Consider the following 17555-nt stretch of genomic DNA (forward strand, 5'->3'; position numbering starts at 1 on the left):
GTAAACTTTTAGACTTCTTTACGTTGCTGGTCAATTTAAGATCTATCTGCTTTTTTCCGTGTTCGATAAGGGAACGGAATTCGTGGAACTTTGTACGTTCGACCGGCGAGAATCCGAAAAGCCCGCATTGATCGAACGAAGAGAAGTAAAAGCGAAATGAGCGACCAGGTCTCTCTGGCGTGAGCAGCAGTATCGTACTTGGTTGTTCGCGAAGGTTTTAGTATATATAAGCAATTTTAGGTTTCGTAACCCTTGACCTAATGTTTGGCACCGGTAAGCAGTAACGGAGGAATTATTATGCTGGATCAATTAGTTGAATCTAAAAGCAATTCAAGGGAAAACGCACGTAAGAGCCAGTTCTTTCTGGCGATTGGTGTTTTGGCGGTCATCACACTGCTTAGCAGCTGGACGTACAGCCTTTTTGGTAAGGATTACGCGATGGGTGGCGGCGATCTAGAATTAACATCGCTGGTAGCCCCGCCGCCGCCGGACGAAGAGCCGCCGCCCAAACCGGAAAAGGAGCCTGAAAAGCAAAAGCAGCCTGACGTGGACGTCCGCAAGGAGCTGATCGCAAACATCAATCAAACGCCGCCAAAGGTTCCGGATAAGGTTGAAACGGCGAATACAAAATTTGTTGCAATGCGTGAGAACGTGAAGACGGTTCAGGGCGACAGCAACGTGACGAACCCGGATGCTGTCGCGCGACGAGGCGAGGGAGCTGTCGTTGGGCAGCCTACGCTTGGCGGCGGAGGTAATGACGCCGATTTTGACAACGATGACCCCGTTTCTAAACCGCCCGATGTCAAACCGCCGACACCTAAGCCGGCTCCGAAAACCGTTTCGGGCGGCGTATTGAACGGTAAGGCAACGAGTTTGCCAAAGCCGGCTTATCCGGCTGCAGCAAAAGCGGTTCGAGCGTCTGGAGCGGTGAGCGTACAGGTCCTGATCAGTGAAACCGGCAGCGTGATCTCGGCCTCGGCCGTTAGCGGTCATCCGCTGCTGAGGGCCGCGGCAGCCAGCGCAGCTCGAGGGGCACGCTTTAGTCCGACATTATTGTCGGGACAGCCCGTCAAGGTTTCGGGCGTTATCACTTACAATTTCGTTCCATAAGCGGACGACCTTAACGGAAGGGAACGGTTGAGCCGTTCCCTTCGATAAAAAGTTTACGCAATTATCAGATTAAGTTTTCGATTTCTTTGGAGGAAAAATCATGACATTTCTTGGCAGCCTGGTCGCATCAGACATCTCGGGCTTGTTTCTAATGCTTACCGGCGAGGGCGTTTCGTTCGGTATTTACGATATCGCAAAGAGCCTTACAATTCCCGGCTGGGGCGTTATCATCACTCTGCTGTTTCAGTCGGTCTACATGATCGCGGTCGGTATCGAACGCTGGCTTACATACAGCAAAGCGAAGGCTCAATCCCGTCAGTATGCACCTAAAGTCGCACAGGCACTTAAGAACAGCAACATTGACGAGGCCATCAACATCGGCGACAAGCACAAAGATTCACATCTCGCGATGGTCGTTTCGTCGGGTTTGAAAGAATTCGCTGCTCATCAGGGCAACACGGATATTTCGGCTGATGAAATGGAAGCTTCGAAGCGTGCTCTTGAGCGAGCGATCGCTGTTAAGACCGCCGAACTCAAACGCGGCCTCTCGGGACTCGCAACTGTCGGTTCGACCGCTCCGTTCGTCGGACTGTTCGGTACGGTCGTCGGTATCATCGGTGCTTTCCAGGCTCTTAAAACCAACGAATCAGCCGGTATCGGTGCGGTTGGTGGTGCTATCGCCGAAGCTCTCGTCGCTACCGCTTTTGGTATCCTCGTGGCAATTCCGGCCGTTTGGCTCTTCAACTACTTCACAAGCAAGGTAACGAGCTTTGGTGTGGAAATGGAGAACTCGGCTTCGGAACTGGTTGACTACTTTATTAAACAGCGTGCAAAGTCACTACGCGGCTAATTGCTTCGTAGTGATCTTTGACAGTTCAGGAGATTTACTGCCATGGGTGCACAAATAGGTGGATCATCCGAATACAATTCGGATATTAACGTTACTCCGATGGTTGACGTGATGTTGGTGCTGCTGATCATTTTCATGATCGTGACACCGCTGCTCCAACAGGGAGTTTCAGTCAACCTTCCGCGTGACATGATCAGCCCCGATGAAGATGCGGATATTGCCAAAGATACATCAGTGATCGTCGCGATCCCTGATAACAGCAATTTCTACATCGGTAAGGAAATTTATCCTCTCGATCAACTCGGTGAAGTGATCAAACGGCGTATGGAAGGAAAAACGCCTGAAAAACGGATCGTTTACATCAAGAGCGGTATCGAGGTCGAATACGGTCAGGTCGTCAAGGCGATAGATACTATTCGTAAGCAGGATATTGATAAGATCGGGCTGGTCGCTGACAAGAAAAAGGGCGGCGAAGCGCCGAAATAGGCTGTTGTGTTGTTTTAGCAGCGACTTAGGAAGGATACAGATATGGGAATGTCAACAGGCGGCGTTGGCGGCGATGCCAAGCCGACCATCAATGTTACACCGTTGATCGATGTGCTTCTCGTGCTCATCATCATCTTTATGGTCATCACGCCTCTCAAGCCGAGCCGGTTTGAGGCAAAGGTTCCGGCTGAGCCGAAGAATGAGCCGCAGGTAAACGTTAAGCCCAATCCGCTAACGCTTGTCGTGTCGATCAGTCGTGAAGATAAGAAGATATTGCTCAATAATGAGCCTTTCGGTGATGTTACGGATACGGAAAAATTATCCGAACGTCTTCGTTCTATCTTTAAGGAACGCGAAACCAACGGTGTGTTGCGGGAAGGAACCAATGAGGTCGAAAAGACATTGTTCATCAAATCGCCCAAGACCGTTCGTTATGGTGATGTTGTCAAGGTGATCGATGCGGTCAAATCAGTCGGTGCTTCGCCGATCGGTTTGCAGATCGACGATTTAACAGATTAAATTTGCCCGGCCGGTGTCGCACATCAGCAGAAATTCTCGACGTGCACCCGTAAGGGTTGGTGAATGGAGTCAAATAATGAGATTGTCTCGTTTTTGGATATTAGCTTTAATATCTGCTGCAGTTTTATTGGGAACTAACTGCTCCTATTATAATAAGGTCATGGCTCGTAAGAACCTGGTCGATGGTTCCAAGGCTTACAAGGACAGAAAGTTCCCGGAAGCTGAGAGGCTTTTCCGCTATGCCGCGTCACTTGATCCAAATGGCGACACGGTTGAAGGCAGGACCGCACAGTTGTCCTTGGCACGCACACTTCACTCGATGTTCATCGGCGATCGCCAGAACAAGGCAAAGGCGGAAGAGGCACTGGCCGAGTATAATAAGAGCCTTCCGCAGTCGCTGAAAGATCTGAAAGAAGTTACGGCGGTATACGAGAAGAACAAGGCAGACGTTGATTCCCAACGTAAGTACTTTAATACACTTTCGGCACTCAACAGTACGACAAGTGCAATCGCAAGTCTTTACGAGAACCTGACACAGCCCGAAAAAGCACGCGAATGGCAGGTGCAGGTTGCTAACAATGCCGAGATGCCGGCGACTGCACGAGCACGAGCCTTGAGTTCGCTTGCGTCAAAGGCTAACTCATGTGCCAACGAGATTTCGGATACTGAAGCGACGAAGAAGACCGTTCAAAAGGACGGAAAGGACGTCTTTCAATTCACAAAACCTGCGAACGCGGACGATTTCGCCAAGCTGAAACAATGCGTTGACGAAGGCACTAAGTTGATCGATCAAGCCGTTGCTCTTGAACCGGATGAGGTAAAGAACGCCGCCACGTTTGATATTACCGGGGCTTCTGATCCTCAGCTGCAGCTGAACAGTGAGATCATGAAGGTTTTTGAATCGACCCGTTCTTATAAAGCGAGTCTTACTATTCAGGCGATGAGGATCGCTGAAATGGATGGTAATAACGCCGAACGTGACAGACTCAAAGCCGAGGGCGATGCTCTTTAAGGCGAAATTCACTCCAATTGAGTGATGTCGTTAAGAAGCTCCAAGCCGAGATCGAAGCTCGCATTGCTGCTAAGGAAGAGGCCGAAAAGACCGAAGCTCAGAAGCAGGCAGACGCCAGCAAGAACACTAATAAATAATGTAGGCAAATTTTTCTTTCCAACTCTGGCGGTGCTCAATTACAATTTATTGAGCATCGCCATTTTTCTATCGGATGGATGAAACGGTGACAAGGTGCCGCTATTGATACTGTGGCCTTATCAAACAGATGATCAGGATCGAGGATGTAATTGAGAAAGTGAATGCCAATCGGCCGAATGCCGATGTGGATCTCATTCGCCGAGCATACCTCTTTTCCGCCCTTCATCATCGGGGGCAAACGCGTGCATCCGGCGAACCTTATCTCGTTCATCCTATCGAGGTTGCCGAGATCCTCGCAGATATGCGGCTGGATGAGGTTAGTGTTTCGACCGGCCTTTTGCACGACGTCGTCGAGGATACACTCGTCGATCTCGACACGATCCGCTCGTACTTTGGCGACGAGATCACACTGCTTGTCGACGGCCTGACTAAGATCGCTCACATCAGTAATCTTTCAAAAGAAAAACAGCAGGCGGAGAATGTCCGCAAGATGGTCCTCGCAATGATCACCGACGTACGCGTCGTGTTGATCAAACTTGCGGATCGTTTGCACAACATGCGGACGATGCAATTTCTCAAACCCGAGAAACGAGCACGTATCTCGCAGGAAACCCTCGACATTTACGCACCGATCGCGCATCGGCTCGGTATGGGTAAAATGCGAAGCGAACTCGAGGACCTGTCGTTTCAGAATCTATATCCCGACGATTATAAGCGGCTCGCAAAAGAGGTCGATGCCCGGCGGCCGGAATTGGAGGCGGCTCTCGATAAGATCAAGGAAAGGATAGCGATCCAACTTACTGAGCACGAGGTTCCATATGTAGCCATAGAGGGTCGTGTTAAGCGTCTTTATTCCCTCTGGAAAAAGCTCAAGAAGCAAAAGATCATGATCGAGCAGGTCTACGATCTGATCGCTGCCCGCATCATCACTCCGAATGACCGGAAATACTGTTATCTGACGCTTAGCGTCATACACGACATCTGGACGCCTGTTCCCGAGCGATTCAAGGACTGGATAGCAATACCACGCGATAACCTCTATCAGTCGCTCCATACGTCCGTGATCGATAAGGGTGGCCAGGCCTTTGAGGTGCAGATCCGTACCGAAGAGATGCATCAGGTCGCCGAGGAAGGTGTTGCGGCACACTGGAAGTACAAGGAAAGCTCGCTTGGGGCCCACGAAGACGATAATAGTCTTGACGAATTGCGTGCAACGGTCGAAAAGCTGCTCTTGCCGCTCGTCGAGTCTAGCGACCAGACCGGCGACAGTGAGGATTTCATTGAATCTCTGAAGTTAGACCTGTTTCCAAAGGACGTCTATGCGTTTACGCCGATGGGTAAGGTGATCCAGTTGCCGCGCGGATCGACACCGATCGATTTTGCTTACGCCATACACTCCGTCGTGGGTGATACCTGTACCGGTGCAAAGATAAACGGCCGAATCGTGCCACTCCGTCACGAGATCCAGAATGGCGACGTGATCGAGATCCTTACCACGCAAAATTCAAAGCCGTCGCGTGACTGGCTCAACCATGTCATCACGTCCAAGGCCCGAAACCGTATCCGCCATTGGATATCGCTCCAGCAGCGTGAGGAATCGGTCGAAATGGGCCGGAAACTCCTCGAACGAGAGGCTGAAAAATTTCGCGTCACGCCTAAAAAACTACTTAATAACGATCCGGAAATGAAGCGGATAGCCAATGAATACGGCCTCGGCCGAGGCGATGATCTGCTTGCTTCGATCGGTTATGGCAAGACTTTGCCGCGAAATGTTCTCGCGAAATATCTTGGCGATAAATTTGACGAACTTGATCCCGAAAAGAAAAAGGAAACCCGAATTGGGACCGGAATGAAGGCCGTTCGCAAATTCATCGGATTAGGCGAAGATGCAATTGTCGTCCGCGGTGTCGACAATTTGCTGACGACGCGGGCCCGTTGCTGCAATCCGCTAAGGGGCGAAGATATCATCGGATACATTTCGCTGGGAAAGGGAATCGTAGTTCACAACAAACGCTGCAAGAATGTCAATCAGCTAATGGTTAACCGCGACCGTATCGTGGAGGTCGAGTGGGCCAAGAGCGACGAGAAACAGGTCCAATCTGTGCAGTTGCTGGCTACTACCGAGAACCGAACCGGTATGCTCGCCGGCATCACAAATGCGATTGCCGACATCAAAACAGGTATTCGAGATGCCCGTGCAAATGTCTCAAAGGACGATATAGGTTTGATCGAGGTGACGGTCGAAGTTTTCGACAAGAAACACCTCGACAAGGTCGTCGGAGCGATCGAACACGTCCCGGGCGTGATCGCGGTAGAACGTGTAAATGCATAGGGTGAAGATAAGTTGGGAAATGTACAAAATATCGCCAAACAAAGCGTTTATTTTCGCGTTCTTTTGAGTATTGTGGGTTTCGAATAGTATCTTATTTCTTTCGTCCGCTTTTCTTTCCTCCCTTAATTTGCTACAATTCGCGTTTTGCTTGAGTATTCAAGTCGCAGTTTATTGGTGCTATGAAAGAGATCATTTCGACAGAAAAAGCCCCCGGAGCGATCGGCCCTTATTCGCAGGCAATCAAGGCAGGAGGCATGGTCTTTTGCTCGGGCCAGATACCTATCGATCCGGCTACAGGAAATTTTGTATCGGAAATTGTGGCTGAGCAGACCGAGCAGGTTTTGAAGAATCTGAACGAAGTGCTCGCCGCTGCTGGAGCGAGCTTGAACGATGTGGTCAAGACGACGGTCTTTCTCGCCGATATGAATGATTTTGCAGAGATGAACGAAGTTTACGGCAGGTTTTTCAGTGAGAATAAGCCTGCGAGGGCAACGGTTCAAGCAGCTCGTCTGCCGCGAGATGCCAAGGTTGAGATCGAGTGCGTGGCTGTTGTTTAGGATACAAGCTTTGTTTTGTACGACTGAGCATTTGCGTAACACAAAAAAACCAAACGCTTGAATTGCTTCAAGCGTTTGGCAACCAAAGGTGAGACTCATGTCTCAAATGATATTACGCAGCCTTAACGATCTTCCCAGATTTGATACATCGGGTACAAACCTTAGCACGTCCGTTTCCGCCGGCCGGAAGCGAGACGCGAACCGATTGAAGATTCGGATTAAAGCGTCGTCGGGTCTTGTTATTAGCGTGTGATACGTTATTTCCAAATTGTGGGCCTTTCCCACATACGTCGCAGCGTTTTGCCATATTATTATTGCCTCCTATTACTGAGGTATTAAGAAGAGTTATTCAAAACTCAAAAGTAGAGTTTATAGCAAATTAGAGTAGGTTAAGTCAAGTTATGATACAGATCGATAGGAAAGAGGGAGTGAGAGCCATAGTGCAAAATAACACAAAACGAATTTTGACCGTCGCCGTAATATCGGTTTTTACAGCGATGTTTGCCGCTTGCGGTGCCGGAGGCCCGGGTACGGGTGCCTCGAATGAAACAGCCGCGAACGTAAATGGTAAGGTCATCAAGATGGAAGAGGTCGACCGAGCGGTCAAACAACAGGCTCAGGGACAGGAAGCAAAAATGTCACCGCTTGAACTTGCCGGTGCCCGCCTCCAGGTTCTACAGTCGCTCATTGAACAGGAAGTGATGTTCCAAAAGGCGGAGAAGGAGAATCTTGTGCCGACGGAAGAAGAGATCACTGCTGAGGTGAACAAGCAAAAGCAGGACAGCCGTGTTTCCGCCGAAGAATTTGATAAGCAGATGAAAGACGCAGGCTTTAGCGAGGCTGCACTTCGCGACACAACGAAACGAGGCCTCGCAATCAAAAAGCTCGTTGACAAGATCACGGCCCGCATCGAAGCACCGAAAGACAAGGAGATCACCGATCTCTACTCGGCAAATCCTGAATCGTTCGTGAAGAAGCGCGGCGTAAAGCTTGCTGCTATTGTTATTGATCCGACGAACAACGGTCAGGGCGATGTTACGACAAATGACGCCGAAGCGAACGTCCGCATCAAGGAACTTCTTACCAAACTCTCGCAGCCGGCCAGCGATTTTGCTGCTTTGGCTCGTGAGTATAGCGAAGACCCGAGCAAATTGCAGGGCGGCGATCTTGGATATCTTAGCGAAGACGAATTGAAGCAGAATTTTGGTGCACAGAATGCTGCGGGATTCATGAATCCACAGTTTAGCGTTGGAGGCGTTACGAATGTGATACCTCTCAACGGAAAGGGCTATATTTTCAAGCTGCAGGAACGGATCGAAAAGGAAGAAGCGTTGACTCTCGAGAGCCCGGGCGTTCGTCAGCAGATCATCGATCTATTGACAAACAACCGTAAGCAGCTGCTTGCCGCATCGTATCAAGCGCTTGCCCTGAACGAAGCGAAAATCGAAAATTTGCTTGCTAAGAAAGTGGTCGAGAACCCGAATGAGCTCAGCGGAGCACGTCCTGCCGGTTCAGCTGCGGCGACCCCGGCGGCTCCTGCCGCTGCGACACCTGCGGCACCGGCCGCGGCTACACCGGTCAAACCGGCGGCGGCGACACCTGCGAAGACCGAAGCTAAACCGGAAGCCAAGAAACAGGCGACCAAATAGCCACAAGGATCGCGTTTTTATCAATTCAAGGTGAAAGGCAAATTTCATTTTTTGCCTTTTGCCTTTTTGCTTAAGTGACATGCTATTTAGACTTTCAGATGTGTGGAAATCGTACGGCGGGACCGAGATACTAAAAGGTGTCTCGTTTCAGGTCAACCCGAACGAAAAGGTCGGTCTCGTCGGCCGCAATGGCGCCGGGAAGACCACGGTATTTCGCATAATCACGCAGCAAGAGGCTCCTGATGATGGTGACGTGATCAAAATGAACGGCCTCAAATTGGGCCTCCTTGATCAGCACGTCGATTTTGGCGAGGCTGAGACAGTTCACACTGCAGCACTTTCAGCGTTCAAAGAGATACACGACATGGAGGCCGAAATGCGGCGGCTCGAAAAAGAGATGGAAACGGATCACTCCGAAGCTATTCTCGACCGATATGCCGATCTCCAAACCGCATTTGAGCACGCCGACGGATTTTCGTATGCTGCGAAGGCCGAATCTGTTCTGCTCGGAATGGGCTTCGCGCCCGAATCGTGGGGCGACGATGTGCGAACGCTTTCCGGCGGACAAAAGAACCGGCTTGGCATGGTGCGTTTGCTGCTTTCCGGTTCGGACGTTCTGCTGCTCGATGAGCCGACGAATCATTTGGACGTCGATGCTGTCGAATGGCTCGAAGAGTTTCTAAAAACATACGATAAAAGCTATGTCGTAATTAGCCACGACCGCTATTTCCTTGATCGCACGACCAACCGTGTGATCGAGATCGATCGCGGTCAGGCGGTAACGTACAAAGGTAATTATTCAAAATATCTCGAAGAACGCGAACTTCGTAGAGAGCAGCAGATCCGCGAATACGAAAATCAGCAGCAGCTGATCAACAAAACGCAGGAATTCATCCGCCGCAATCTCGAAGGCCAAAAGACCAAACAGGCAAAATCACGCCGTACGCTCCTTGCCAAAATGGAACGTATCGAAGCAGTTACAAGCGAAAGATCGGGCGGCAATTTTGGCCTCAGGCAGGTGCAGCGAACCGGCAACAACGTGCTGACCGCCGAAGATCTGGCGATCGGTTATGGCGACAAGGTTCTCGCCCGAGATATCAAATTCTCACTTCATCGAGGCGACGCGCTCGGCATTATTGGCGGCAATGGTACTGGAAAGACGACGCTCGTGAAAACGATCCTCGGCAACATTCGTGAACTCGACGGCAAGATACACTGGGGCACAAAGGTAAACATCGGCTATTACTCGCAGAATCTTGAGGGCCTCGAACCGCGAAATGAGGTGATCCAGGAGCTCCGACGCGTAGCCCCAACTGCCGATAACGGCACACTCCGCGGTTTTCTCGCCAAATTCCTTTTCATGGGCGAAGATGTTTTCAAGCCCGTTTCAGCCCTTTCGGGAGGCGAAAAGGGTAGGCTCGCCCTTGCTAAGCTGATCTATTCGCAAAAGAACGTGCTGGTGCTCGATGAGCCTACCAACCATCTCGATATCCCATCACGCGAGTCGCTCGAAAATGCGCTCGAGGAATACGACGGAACGATCATCACGGTCAGCCACGACCGCTTTTTCCTCGACAAGATAGCGAGCCAAATGCTGTCATTCGAACCCGACGGCACGGTACTTAGTTTTGACGGCAACTACACCGAATTTCACGACTGGAAATTGTCAGAACCACCTGCAGCAGCGGGTGGTCTTCTACACAGATCCGTGGCCAACTTAGAGCCGCAGGCAAAAATAACGGTGGCATCGTCCGGCATCGAGCAAGCAAATGCCAACGATAAACCGGCATCGACTCTGTCAAAGAATCAGATCAACCAGCTCGAAAAACGTATCAAAAAGATCGAATCCGATCTCCCTGAACTCGAAGACGAGGCCGCAAAACTAGCTGCAGAAATGGCCGATCCAAAGGTCGCATCGGATTATGCCCGTCTCGCCGAAGTCACACAAAAGCTCACCGAAACAGAAGCAAAGATCAAGGATCTCTACTCCGAATGGGAATCTGCCGCTGAACAGTTGTCGTAACAGAATTATGCTTGCAAAGGCGTTTTTCTCAATGATACATTTTGTTCAATGGATCGAATTGAAAAATATGTCGACGCCGAGATCCTCGAAGCCGACCGTAAGATCGCGATCGGCGATCTCTCTTCCGCGTTTCGTCACCTGGAACGTGCCCACGTGCTTGGCCAAGCAAGCACATATCATCACACGCGTGTTCACTGGCGGATGTTTAGGCTTGCGTTAATGATGCATTCTGCACTCGAGATCTGGGGGCAATTCATACGGATCATCGGTGCTGCGACCAAGACACCGCTGGGAATTTACCCGACAGGCAACACGGGCGGAGCTAACGTTTGGTTCTTCAAACCGATGCCCGTACCTGACGACTTGCAGGAGATCCTCAATCAAGCGAAAATAAAATGAAGTGAAAGTTCTTTGTTTCAGCTTTATCGTCTATCTCCTGCTCCTCATGACACAGCCGTGTCAGGACTTGCTTGCAATGGAGAATGATTGCACTGATAGTAGGACAGAGATCACTAGCATTCAGCCAACAAGTGACAGGCACTCTGACGATTGCTCCCCATTCTGTCTTTGTCCATGCTGTAGCCTGTCGGTTGCTGATCATTCTTTCCGGACATTTGCTTCAAGCGATGTTGAAAGTAAAGCGATTCCAACGAACGTCATCGAGTATGCAAACCCATACTCAAAAGCCCACCAAAACTCCATTTGGCAGCCGCCAAAAGCTTAACTGCCCCGCACCACTGCGCCCGCTTTTCGTCACCATTTTGTAAAGGTGACATGGTTCGAGTTAGAGCTAAGGTTATGGAGTTTATGAGAAGAGCAATTATATTTCTCGTCGTCGTTCTGACAGCCAACACCGTGTTGGCGCAAAGCGCAACTACGGTCACGATCATTGTAAAGAACAGAGATACAAAGGCGAATATCGCCGAAGCGACAGTTCGCCTAAAGGGCACCGAGGTGTCTGCGGTCACTGATATAAACGGTAGGGCGGAGCTTAGGATCGCAGCTGATGGTGACCAAACTATCGAGATATTCTCACCCGGATTCGAAACGTTGGAACTCAAACTTACTTACCCGCTGACCGATCCGTCCGAACGAGTCGCATTCCTTGAGATCAACAATGAAGTTGGCGAGGTGACGATAACCTCGACTCGAACCGGCCGCGAGATCGAATCGGAACCTTCACGTGTCGAGGCGATCGACGAAGAAGAGATAGATGAAAAGATCAATATGCGGCCCGCGAATGTCTCGATGGTCTTACATGAGAGCACTGGCATTCAGGTGCAGCAGACATCGGCAACATCGAATACACAAAGTGTTCGGATCCAGGGCCTTTATGGCCGTTATACTCAGATCTTAAAGGACGGTTTTCCGGCATTTGGCGGCTTTTCCGGCAGTCTTAGCATTCTTGAAATACCACCTCTCGATCTTAAACAGGTCGAGGTTGTAAAGGGTCCTGCCGCGACTCTGTTCGGCGGTGACGCGATCGCCGGAGTCGTCAATTTTGTCACGAAAGACCCCACGGACGAGCCTGTGACTACGCTGATCCTGAATCAAACGTCGGCATACGGCACTGACTTTTCGGTTTTCAATTCACGCAAATACTCGCGGTTCGGCTATACGCTCCACGGCTCTACAAATTATCAACGACCGTATGACGTTGATGACGACGATTTTACGGAGTTGCCGCAAACTACGGCTTTCGGTTTCCGCCCAAAGTTGCTCTTCTATATCGATCAGAAAACTACTTTAACGGTTGGCAACTCGATGTCCTATCAAAACCGCAAGGGGGGGGACACTTTTGTGCTAAATGGCAACGCTACGGCGTTTCATCAGTATTTCGAACAAAATCGATCCTTTCGAAACATCACGTCGTTCAATCTCAACCGCGAATTCGCAACCGGCGGACGATTGTTTGCAAAACAAAGTCTTGCGTTCTTCGATCGCGAACTGACGACGCAAAGTTACGTATTCAAGGGAAGCCAGTTCAATTCATTTACTGATATATCTTATGCACAGGCATTTGGTAGGCATGCAGTCGTTTTTGGCGGAAGTGTTGTCTACGATCAGTTTCGGGAAAAGACGACGAACGGTATCGATCCTCGCGATGAAACTCGATCGACTGTCGGAGTATTTGTTCAAGACACAGTCGACCTAACCGACAGATTTTCGCTCGAAGCCGGGTTTCGACTCGACTATTCCAAGGATCATGGCGTTTTCGCTTTACCCCGAGTCTCACTACTCTATCGGTTCAGCGAACATTTGACCACTCGCGTCGGATTCGGCCTAGGATACAAGACGCCAACAATGTTCACTGAAGACGCCGAGACACTTTTGTTCAGAAATGTGTCACCTGTTGACGAACTTCTAAAAGCAGAACGAAGCAAAGGCGGGACGTTTGATGTTAATTACAAGGATAGTATCGGCGAGAACTTTACCTATTCCCTCAACCAGATGTTCTTTTACACAGAAATAACCGATCCGATCATCCTGAGGCCCGATACCAATAACATCTTTCGGTTTAGCAACGCCCCGTCACTTGTGATCAGCAAAGGTTTTGAGACGAACGCACGGGTCGGCTACTCGATCACGAAGCTCTTCTTCGGCTATACTTTCACCGACGCGAAGGCCGGATTCCTCACTGGTGACCACACACTGACTTTGTTGCCGAGACATAGGGTCAACTCATCGCTCGTTTTCGAAAAACACGAGAGCTTTAAGGCCGGAGTTGAGTTTTACTATGGAAGCCGGCAGACACTCGATGACCGTTCGCTGACGCGATCAACTGCTGAGTTAGGATTGTTTGGCGAGAAGAGCTTCGGCAAGTTCAGTCTGTTTATCAATGCCGAGAACCTGACCGATGTCCGTCAGGGACGTTATGGTCGGGTTGTTCTCGGAACGCATCAGAATCCGACATTCGCTGAACTCTATACACATACCGAGGGTCGTATTTTTAACGGCGGAATTAAGATAAGATTGTAATACGTTGGATCGAGTAGAGAATATGTCAATAAATGGAATAGCCAGCCTGCTGCCCTATATCGCTTGGATAATCGTGCTGTTGTCTATCGCCGGCAGCTTGTTTTTCAGTGAAGTGATGCAGCTGCCGCCATGCGTCTTGTGTTGGGTTCAGCGGATCGCGATGTATCCGCTGCTGCTGATCATCGGTGCGGGAATAATCACTCGTGACGCAAAGATGAAGATCTACGCCTTGCCGCTGTGTCTCTCCGGGTTGGCCGTTGCCATTTATCACAATCTGCTCTACTACGGAATTATCCCCGAGACGATCGCGCCATGTTCAGAAGGCGTTCCTTGCAACGCCGTGCAGATCGAGCTTCTCGGCTTTATTACGATACCGTTGATGGGGCTCGCGGCTTTCGCCACGATAGCGCTTTGTTTGATATTTTATAAACCAAAGGAAAATTAATTATGCGTAAAGAGATCATTATATTAGGGGCGATAATCGCCCTTGTCGTTGTCGGGGCTGTGATCGGTTCAAACTATTATCGTAGTTCCGTTCAAAAAGAATCGGTCGTCGGTAACAGCAATTCCGGTGGAAAGCCAAAGATCGCTCCAGAACAGCTGGTTCGGCCCGACAGCCCGTCATTAGGGCCCGCGGACGCGAAAGTAACACTAGTTGAGTTTTACGATCCCGAATGCGAATCATGTGCGTCGTTTGCACCGGTCGTCAAAAAGATCCTCAAAGAATACGAAGGCAAGATTCGTTTCGTGACGAGATACATGCCGCTCCATCCAAACTCCTTGACAGCCGCGAACTTCACCGAGGCCGCAGGCGAGCAAGGCAAGTATTGGGAAGCCCAGGACATTCTATTCAGAAAACAGCCTGAATGGGGAACAAAACACGGCCCGCCGACCGCTGCTCCGCTGCCCAATATCAACGAGTTGTTCGACAAATACGCCAAGGAACTCGGCCTCGATATGGAAAAAGCGTCGGCCGCGATCAAGTCAAAGAAATTCGACGCGAAGATCGAGCAGGACCGAAAAGACGGCCAGGCCATCGGCGTCCGACGGACCCCTACATTTTTCGTCAACGGCCGAGAACTTGCTACCTTCGGCGAATCATATTTACGTGCTCTGATCGAAGAGGAAATGAAAAAGTAGTTAACCACGAAAAAAAGGAAAAGACGCAAAAAGGAGAATCTCTTTTTTGCGTCTTTTCTCGTTTCTCGCGGTCATATCTTCTTAGGATTCAATTCTGTAATTCGGAGCTTCCTTGGTGATGATGACATCGTGAACATGCGACTCGCGCAGGCCGGCTGACGTAATACGAACGAATTGTGCATTGGTCTGCAGTTCCGCGATCGAGCGGCAGCCGGTATAGCCCATACCTGATCGAAGGCCGCCGACGAGCTGCGTGACCATTTCGGCGACTGAACCTTTATATGCGACACGGCCCTCAATGCCTTCGGGGACGTACTTGGCGTCGGAGACGGTGCCTTCCTGGCTGTATCGGTCGCTTGAGCCCCTTTTCATGGCTCCTATCGAGCCCATGCCGCGATATGTCTTGAAATTGCGGCCCTGGAACAGTATGACCTCGCCCGGAGCTTCTTCGGTTCCGGCGAAAAGCGAGCCGATCATGACGCTGTCGGCTCCGGCGGCAATTGCTTTGGCAACATCCCCTGAGAATTTGACACCGCCGTCGGCAATGATCGGAACGCCGGAGCCCTTAGCTGCGTTTACGCTTTCAACGATCGCCAATATCTGCGGCACTCCTGCTCCGGTAACAACGCGGGTCGTACAGATCGATCCGGGCCCGATTCCTATCTTAACAGCATCAACACCGGCGGAGATCAATGCCCTTGTTGCCTCCGCAGTCGCGACGTTTCCCGCGACGATCTCGATCTCAGGGAACCTGGATCGCACAGCTTTCACCGCATCGATCACTCTCGAACTGTGCCCGTGTGCCGTGTCTATAACGATAGCATCGGCACGCGAATTGACGAGAGCCTCAGCACGTTCCAGAAAATCTCCCGTTGCACCGATCGCCGCTGCACAACGCAGACGGCCGAGTTCGTCCTTTGCCGCGAGTGGGAAGTTGATCGCCTTTTGTATGTCCTTGACCGTGATCAAGCCCTTGAGATGCCCGTTGTCGTCAACAACGAGCAGCTTCTCGATACGGTGTTTCTGAAGTTTGACCTTGGCCTCGTCAAGCGTTGTACCGACTGGAACCGTAACGAGAGGCTGCGGCGTCATAATCTCGGAGACCGGAATATCAAAACGCGTCTCGAACCTTAGATCACGGTTCGTGATGATTCCAACAAGTAGACCATTGCTATCGACGACCGGAACACCACTGATCTTGTAGCGGCTCATTATCTCGAGGGCATCAGAGACCAATTTGTCCTGATGGATCGTGACCGGATCGACGATCATTCCAGATTCGCTGCGCTTTACCTTGTCGACCTCTTCGGCCTGTTCGGTCACACTGAAATTCTTGTGGATCACACCGATCCCGCCTTGCTGAGCAAGTGCGATCGCCAGGGACGCCTCGGTCACAGTATCCATGGCTGATGAGCACAGTGGAATGTTCAGATCGATATTGCGCGAAAATTTGGTGCGTGTGTCTGCCTCTGCCGGCAGTATTTCCGAGTAAGCAGGAACCAGCAATACGTCGTCAAACGTTAGGCCTTCTTGTATTTTGTCGATTTCCATATCCAATTATAAACAAAAATGCCCGCAAAATGCTTGCGGACATTCACAATTATGAGCTTTCCTACAGACACTGATCAATTCGGCCCGTTCGCTGCCGGTTTGGCAGTGGTAGGAGCAGCCCTCGGCGTTGCGGCCGGCTTTGGATCGGGTGTTTTTGCAGGCGAAGTCGCCGTGTTTGCGGCCGTTGTAGGCTTCGGTGCAGGAGTAGGCTTTACAACGGTTAGGCCGGTTGCGGCCGGAGGCGTCGTGCTTGTATTCGTTTCGGTTGTTGTCGCCGGCGGAACCTCATTCGAGATCGAACCGCTGGTCCACACCGTAGCGATATTTTCTTTCGATATTGTGAAATTGATCCGGTCTTTGTCAGCAGGAGTAAGCGGAGCACTCGGCAACGCGATCGTCTTTCCGTTTATTGTTAGCTGAACAACGGACGAATTCCAACGGTTATAGTTCAGCGTTATGCTTTCTTTTGGTTCGAACAGCTTCGATGAACCGGCCGCGACGACATTGTCGCTCTTTTCGCCATCGACCGTTGAAAGCAGCCGAACGGGTTGGCTGGTCGTCTTGAATTCGATCTTCAGTGTCGCCATTTCAGGCACTGTGGCGTCAGAAGTTGTCCCGGCCACAGCCGAATTCGAATTTGTACCCGTGTTAGAGGAATTGGCGTTTGCGGCTTTCGGCGGATCTGCGGGTGAATTCAAATAATCGAGTCCGAAGAGAATGCCTGCAGTCATCAGCCCAAGGATCAAAGCGGCGATAATGATAGTTGGGATCATTGATCTCGCGGAACTATCGTCCGTGAGCACCTCAGGCTTATAGACCTTTAGATCTGCTTCATCACTGCCTTCCTTTGCTGCAATTGCCCGGGAATAATCGGCAAGAGCCTCTTGTTCATCGACCCCAACATATTTGGCAAATGATTTGACAAAGCCTTTGTTGAATATACCGCCGGGAAGCGGTTTATAATCGTCACGTTCGATCGACTCGATGTAGTGAGGTGAAATACGGGTTTGCTCCGCGACTTCACTTAAGGAAATACCGCGTTCTTCGCGGGCTTCCCGCAACTTTTCGCCTAGAGTTTGTGACATTTTCGACGTGTGTGAACTAGTGACCCGAACAACGTTCTTAAGTGTGAAATATATCGTTGTTTAACACATTCTGTCAATCGAATCATTTCGGTTTTATCACGAGAGAGTGGCTTGATTATTGACT

At 50.5% G+C, this 17555-nt stretch carries 16 protein-coding genes; 13 read left to right on the forward strand and 3 right to left on the reverse strand.

The annotated features are described in order from the left end of the window. Positions 1–297 precede the first annotated feature (297 nt). The 7 genes from IPK01_17500 (at position 298) to IPK01_17530 (ending at position 7004) form a co-directional block, all read left to right on the forward strand. Positions 298–1110: a TonB family protein gene (locus tag IPK01_17500; protein MBK7935228.1), complete on the forward strand. Its 813-nt coding sequence runs from the start codon at positions 298–300 to the stop codon at positions 1108–1110. 151 nt (positions 1111–1261) lie between these two features. Then, positions 1262–1960, forward strand: coding sequence for a MotA/TolQ/ExbB proton channel family protein (locus tag IPK01_17505; GenBank protein MBK7935229.1), 699 nt, complete (start codon positions 1262–1264; stop codon positions 1958–1960). A 42-nt stretch (positions 1961–2002) separates the two neighbouring features. Beyond that, the gene (locus IPK01_17510) at positions 2003–2446 is read left to right on the forward strand and encodes a biopolymer transporter ExbD (protein ID MBK7935230.1); all 444 of its coding nucleotides are present in this window, start codon (positions 2003–2005) and stop codon (positions 2444–2446) included. A gap of 42 nt (positions 2447–2488) precedes the next feature. Beyond that, positions 2489–2965 (forward strand): biopolymer transporter ExbD, encoded by a 477-nt coding sequence (locus IPK01_17515; GenBank protein ID MBK7935231.1) that lies wholly within the window; start codon positions 2489–2491, stop codon positions 2963–2965. Positions 2966–3125: 160 nt separating this feature from the next. After that, a complete protein-coding gene (locus IPK01_17520; protein MBK7935232.1) occupies positions 3126–3977 on the forward strand; it encodes a hypothetical protein in 852 nt (283 codons plus the stop codon). A gap of 265 nt (positions 3978–4242) precedes the next feature. Then, a complete protein-coding gene (locus tag IPK01_17525; protein ID MBK7935233.1) occupies positions 4243–6447 on the forward strand; it encodes a bifunctional (p)ppGpp synthetase/guanosine-3',5'-bis(diphosphate) 3'-pyrophosphohydrolase in 2205 nt (734 codons plus the stop codon). A 179-nt stretch (positions 6448–6626) separates the two neighbouring features. Further along, positions 6627–7004: a RidA family protein gene (locus IPK01_17530; protein ID MBK7935234.1), complete on the forward strand. Its 378-nt coding sequence runs from the start codon at positions 6627–6629 to the stop codon at positions 7002–7004. Positions 7005–7116: 112 nt separating this feature from the next. Here the strand turns inward: IPK01_17530 and IPK01_17535 are convergent, their stop codons facing one another. Next, positions 7117–7311 (reverse strand): 50S ribosomal protein L28, encoded by a 195-nt coding sequence (locus IPK01_17535; GenBank protein MBK7935235.1) that lies wholly within the window; start codon positions 7309–7311, stop codon positions 7117–7119. A 133-nt stretch (positions 7312–7444) separates the two neighbouring features. Here IPK01_17535 and IPK01_17540 point away from each other — a divergent pair, with 133 nt between their 5' ends. The 6 genes from IPK01_17540 (at position 7445) to IPK01_17565 (ending at position 14795) form a co-directional block, all read left to right on the forward strand. Beyond that, complete coding sequence (locus tag IPK01_17540) at positions 7445–8653, forward strand: SurA N-terminal domain-containing protein (GenBank protein ID MBK7935236.1); 1209 nt, start codon at positions 7445–7447, stop codon at positions 8651–8653. A 79-nt stretch (positions 8654–8732) separates the two neighbouring features. Then, positions 8733–10676, forward strand: coding sequence for an ABC-F family ATP-binding cassette domain-containing protein (locus tag IPK01_17545; protein ID MBK7935237.1), 1944 nt, complete (start codon positions 8733–8735; stop codon positions 10674–10676). 48 nt (positions 10677–10724) lie between these two features. Beyond that, positions 10725–11075 (forward strand): DUF3703 domain-containing protein, encoded by a 351-nt coding sequence (locus IPK01_17550; GenBank protein MBK7935238.1) that lies wholly within the window; start codon positions 10725–10727, stop codon positions 11073–11075. Positions 11076–11483: 408 nt separating this feature from the next. Next, positions 11484–13655, forward strand: coding sequence for a TonB-dependent receptor (locus IPK01_17555; GenBank protein MBK7935239.1), 2172 nt, complete (start codon positions 11484–11486; stop codon positions 13653–13655). A gap of 22 nt (positions 13656–13677) precedes the next feature. Beyond that, positions 13678–14100 (forward strand): disulfide bond formation protein B, encoded by a 423-nt coding sequence (locus tag IPK01_17560; GenBank protein ID MBK7935240.1) that lies wholly within the window; start codon positions 13678–13680, stop codon positions 14098–14100. A 2-nt stretch (positions 14101–14102) separates the two neighbouring features. Next, positions 14103–14795 carry a DsbA family protein gene (locus IPK01_17565; protein MBK7935241.1) on the forward strand — a complete coding sequence of 231 codons (693 nt, stop codon included), beginning with the start codon at positions 14103–14105 and terminating at the stop codon, positions 14793–14795. 81 nt (positions 14796–14876) lie between these two features. On the opposite strand, the gene guaB is transcribed toward IPK01_17565, so the two are convergent. Continuing rightward, the gene (guaB, locus tag IPK01_17570) at positions 14877–16346 is read right to left on the reverse strand and encodes an IMP dehydrogenase (GenBank protein MBK7935242.1); all 1470 of its coding nucleotides are present in this window, start codon (positions 16344–16346) and stop codon (positions 14877–14879) included. 74 nt (positions 16347–16420) lie between these two features. After that, the gene (locus IPK01_17575; GenBank protein ID MBK7935243.1) at positions 16421–17431 is read right to left on the reverse strand and encodes a helix-turn-helix domain-containing protein; all 1011 of its coding nucleotides are present in this window, start codon (positions 17429–17431) and stop codon (positions 16421–16423) included. Positions 17432–17555: the final 124 nt, after the last annotated feature.

This window comes from Acidobacteriota bacterium, assembly GCA_016713675.1.
In the GTDB taxonomy this organism is placed as follows: domain Bacteria; phylum Acidobacteriota; class Blastocatellia; order Pyrinomonadales; family Pyrinomonadaceae; genus OLB17.